The sequence below is a fragment of the Armatimonas sp. genome (assembly GCF_043757465.1).
In the GTDB taxonomy this organism is placed as follows: domain Bacteria; phylum Armatimonadota; class Armatimonadia; order Armatimonadales; family Armatimonadaceae; genus Armatimonas.
In genome coordinates, this window is the sequence record NZ_JAYVPL010000134.1 from 1 (window position 1) to 3,835 (window position 3,835).

Annotated in this window: 8 protein-coding genes; all 8 read right to left on the reverse strand. The window is 62.0% G+C overall.

The features are described from left to right. On the reverse strand, nucleotides 1-596 hold a 596-nt coding region (locus ACH2ED_RS18840), incomplete at its 3' end, for a ParB/RepB/Spo0J family partition protein (protein ID WP_395094253.1). Between the two features lie 2 nt (nucleotides 597-598). Beyond that, entirely contained in the window at nucleotides 599-847 is a 249-nt protein-coding gene (locus ACH2ED_RS18845) for a hypothetical protein (protein WP_395094254.1), read from the reverse strand. A 4-nt stretch (nucleotides 848-851) separates the two neighbouring features. Next, on the reverse strand, nucleotides 852-1,109 hold the full coding sequence (locus tag ACH2ED_RS18850; RefSeq protein WP_395094255.1) for a hypothetical protein: 258 nt from the start codon (nucleotides 1,107-1,109) through the stop codon (nucleotides 852-854). Between the two features lie 58 nt (nucleotides 1,110-1,167). Further along, a complete protein-coding gene (locus tag ACH2ED_RS18855; RefSeq protein ID WP_395094256.1) occupies nucleotides 1,168-1,491 on the reverse strand; it encodes a hypothetical protein in 324 nt (107 codons plus the stop codon). Further along, nucleotides 1,488-2,234: a hypothetical protein gene (locus ACH2ED_RS18860; protein ID WP_395094257.1), complete on the reverse strand. Its 747-nt coding sequence runs from the start codon at nucleotides 2,232-2,234 to the stop codon at nucleotides 1,488-1,490. Before ACH2ED_RS18860 ends, ACH2ED_RS18855 begins: the two co-directional genes overlap by 4 nt. A gap of 5 nt (nucleotides 2,235-2,239) precedes the next feature. Continuing rightward, nucleotides 2,240-2,704 (reverse strand): hypothetical protein, encoded by a 465-nt coding sequence (locus ACH2ED_RS18865; protein ID WP_395094258.1) that lies wholly within the window; start codon nucleotides 2,702-2,704, stop codon nucleotides 2,240-2,242. A gap of 461 nt (nucleotides 2,705-3,165) precedes the next feature. Beyond that, nucleotides 3,166-3,519: a hypothetical protein gene (locus ACH2ED_RS18870; RefSeq protein ID WP_395094259.1), complete on the reverse strand. Its 354-nt coding sequence runs from the start codon at nucleotides 3,517-3,519 to the stop codon at nucleotides 3,166-3,168. Further along, a partial coding sequence (locus tag ACH2ED_RS18875; protein ID WP_395094260.1) for a hypothetical protein occupies nucleotides 3,516-3,835 on the reverse strand: 320 nt, incomplete at its 5' end. The genes ACH2ED_RS18875 and ACH2ED_RS18870, both read right to left, overlap by 4 nt.

Here is a 3,835-nt window from a genome sequence, read left to right on the forward strand (position 1 = left end):
CCGTGGCTAGCACTGAGCGTACGCTCGCGCAGAAGGGCACGCACGCCCACAGGAAGCTCCAGGAGGCGAACCGTCTTGCTCACACGGCCCTGGTCGCGCCCGATCCAGCGCGCTATTTCTGCCTGGGTCTTGCCTAGCTTCTCCAGCCGGGCGATTCCCTCCGCTACCTCGACACAGTTAAGCTCCTTGCGTTGGAGGTTCTCTACCAGCGCGTCCACGAGCTGCTGACCCTCTGTGTAGTAGGTAAGCTCGACGCCTTCTGCATCTGGGACAATGCAGGTAATGCACTCCAGCCCCAGAGCGCGGGCAGCAGCGACGCGGCGATGCCCATGCACCACGTAGAAGTCGGTATCTTTATAGTCCCACTCACCACGGCTGTCATAGATCGGCATGAGGCGGGGCGGCTCTAAGACGCCACGCTCCCGGATGCTCTCCATCAAAGAAGCGAAGGTTCCGTCGTGCTCGCCATAATCCGCGCGAGGATTATGGCCTTCACGCTCTTTGATCTGAGAGAGGCGAATAGTCCAGGTTTCCCAGCGCTCAATCGTGCTAGTGTTGGGGCCAAGCCCATCAAATAAGGCGGTAGGTGCGCTCATGGCTAAAACGGTGCCTCCTCATCAGTACGTGTCGGGTCGTAGGGATCGGGTTCGGGCGAGTTGCCGCGTGTATCGGGTGTAGAGAGCATCAGCTCAAAGTCGGGCTGCCGCCCTTCCCTGCCTTCATTGCGTAGCAGTATCAGGCGACTCCCCGCAGGGAGTACAATCTCCACGCCGAGGGTCTGCCCACTGGCAAGACTCTTGCTTTTCTCGATGGGCTTCCAAAGTGATGCGATTTTAGTGAGTGGCATAGTTTTACTTGAGTCCTTTGCCCAGCTCCCGGAGGGCTTCCAGGTTGTAGGCGATAATGTGCCCGTGGCCGATGAGCGTGGCGGCGGCATGGTGCTGCTCAGAGTCTTGCGTGGTGCTGTGGTAGAGACTCTCTGCCGCTTGGAGGAGCTGGTAGAGCTCCGTGGCGGCGTCTTTGGCCGACCCGCCCCCCGGACAGAGCGCCTGGGCAAAGGCCTGGTGCGCCGGGCAACGCTGGGAGGCAGGGAGCATAGCGCGGCTCATCCGACAATGCTCCCGTGGATAGCCCCGCGAGAGACACCCTGGACTATGCCCACATTGCTCACAGTCCACCTCCCGCTACAGAATGCCCCGCCGCTACGTGTGCCCTCTCATCCGGGCCGTAGTGATCACCCGGAGTCTCACACCCCGAACAGATAACCGCGACACATAGGCCCAGCAGTGCCAGCCCCACGCGCAGGTGCATCTGCTGGTCTGCCTGTCGCGCCCGTGCCGCATCGTGGCGTACTCGCTCGGCTTTGCCAGCACTGCGCCTAGCCAGCTCGGCTTTGCGAGCGCACTCCAGGCAGCAGTAGCCACCGCCGTCGAAGTGAATAGCGTGCGTGCCGCCTCCGCAGTAGTCGCAAGTGGAGTAGATCAGTCTCACCGTGCACCTCCTTGCAGGGCAATGGCCGCGCTGAATCCTGCTCTGTGGGCCACAAACGCCACGCAGAGGAGACCGACAGTAATGGCGATGGCGCGAACCCAGAGCGGGAGCCGGGGCGTGAGGTCGCGGAGCTGTGCCTCAAGCAATCCCACAGCGCCGTTTGCTAGTGTCAGGGCGACAATGGTTTCGTCGCATTTCTCCGCCAACTCCCCGTTGTTGCGCTCCATCGTGCCAAAGGACTTTGCAAGCTCCCGGCACTCCCGCTCGGATTCCGTGAGTGCCTCCTGAATGGCATTTAGATCGCGTGTCAGGCGCTGCACCTTCTCTAGGGCGGGCTGGTCGGGATCGCCCCCTAGCTCGGCGTGTAGCTGAGAGAGACTGCCCCGTGCGTTTGCGTCGCTCATCCGGGAGAGGCCGTGCAAGCGCTGCTCCTCGGTGAGGCGCTGGAGACTATCTTTGAGCTGCTTCTCTCGCTCCTGGCTGATCTTGCGGCTCTCGCCCAGGGTGTTCTGGAGCACGTTGCACTCACCGCGAAGTTTGGTAGCTTCGGCGCACTTCGTCGCCAGTTCCCCCGCCAGGCGCAGCGCCTCCGGGTTCTGGGAGATCTCGATAGCGGCCTGCATAGTGTCCGTTTTGTAGACCAGGGGAACCGTCTTGGGGGCGAACTTGCCGCCCTGGGTTCGTGGTTGGAGCCTATGCGCGGCGCTAGTCGCTCCTTGGTTTTTTGAGGTTGAAGCACTCATGGTCGTTAAAGTCCTCTCAGTGCGCGGCGTAGCGCCTGTGATCCTGCGTTGTGCTCTTTGGTGAGCCACGCGCAGATAGTTGCCTGCTTGGGGTTTACCAGCGCCTTCTCGATAACGGGCTGCATCCCCGGGAGTCGCCGCGCCCAGCGCATGAGCGCACTGTTTGTGGCGCTGATCGTGCTCCAGAAGGGGCTACTGCTACACGCCCAGCAAGGCCACCCGTAGCAGGGATCAATGGGGCGGTACTCCCCCGTGTTTTTCCGTAGGCCCATCACTTTGCCATTCTTGACCCAGAGGATGTAGTTGCCCTTGTCGTTGGCGGCTTGTTGGAGCTGGTGCGCCCTAAGCTCGGTGGCAAAGGCCAGAAGCGCTTCCAGCCCGGCGGCATCGGCCACGCGAAGCCGATCCATCCACGAGTTCGTACGTGGGAGAGTCGCCTTGACTATGTTTTCTGGTGTCGGTACACTCATTTTGCGATCCTTCCGCGAGGTGTCTTCTCGCTCTAGGGTTTGGCCGGGGGTGTTTACGGCATGGTGCGCAGCGCAGGCATACGGTGTGCTGCACACCTAGCCGCACCTGTGCCCGAGTACCCCCGGCCTTTTGAATGCGGCATGGTGCGCAGCGCACCTGTGCCTGAACGAATCTTGTAGAGGCTCACCGATTCGCTGGTGAGCGTCGCGCCCCGTCTGTCCGGGGTGTCAAACGAGGAAGAGGAATCGAACCTCCCGGTAGGTCACGGCAACGTCCTAGGGCAGGGAAACGTCGCTACTACTGCTAACCTGCTCCTCGTAAAAAGCCCCCGGAGTGCGCCGGGGTAGTTGGTTAGAAAAGGAAGGTGTCCCCTCAAACGGCATGGTGCGCAGCGCAGGCATACGGTGTGCTGCACACCTAGCCGCACCTGTGCCGAACAGCGCCGGGGACAGTAGCGCTTTCATACGGCACCACGCAACGTCTGCTGAGGGCTGGCATGGACGGCTACGGGGCCGCTCTGGGTATCCTGGGTGTCGAACTCCTCCACGTCGGGCAGATCCACCGGAAGCGTCCCCGAGAACTGCCAGTACCAGACCAGAGTAAACACACCCAGCGCATCCCATCCGCGAACCGCCTCGACAATCTGCTCGGCTTGCTCGCCCTCGAATTCCCAGTAGCCAGGCGGGAGGCTCTTGCCCTCAGCGAAGTCTATGGAGTCGCCCACCATCCCGACCGCGACCACGGTGGCATCCTCGGAAAGCGAGACCGACAGGCAGCGCGTGGGAGTGGCTGTGTGGAAGAGGAAGGTGCTCATGGTGCCACCTGCCCCTCGAAAATATCGGACAGCGTGTAGTTGGAGATCGCCATGGAGGCGATAAGCTTCGTCAGCGCCCCCTGTGCCCTGTACTCGCGATCAAACCACGCCAGCACAGAGCGCGTCTCGCTCATGTAGGCTGTCCCATCGGCCAGGGTATCAAGCGTTTGCCCTTCTGCCACCACCGCAAAAGCAGCGGTGGCAGGCCGGGGATAGATCGCGGGTGTGTGGCGAGCGTCCACCACCGCCAGGCCGTGGATTTGGCCGGGGAAGATGAGGTCGCCGTTGGTGTCTTTGAGGATCATGTCCGTGCCAG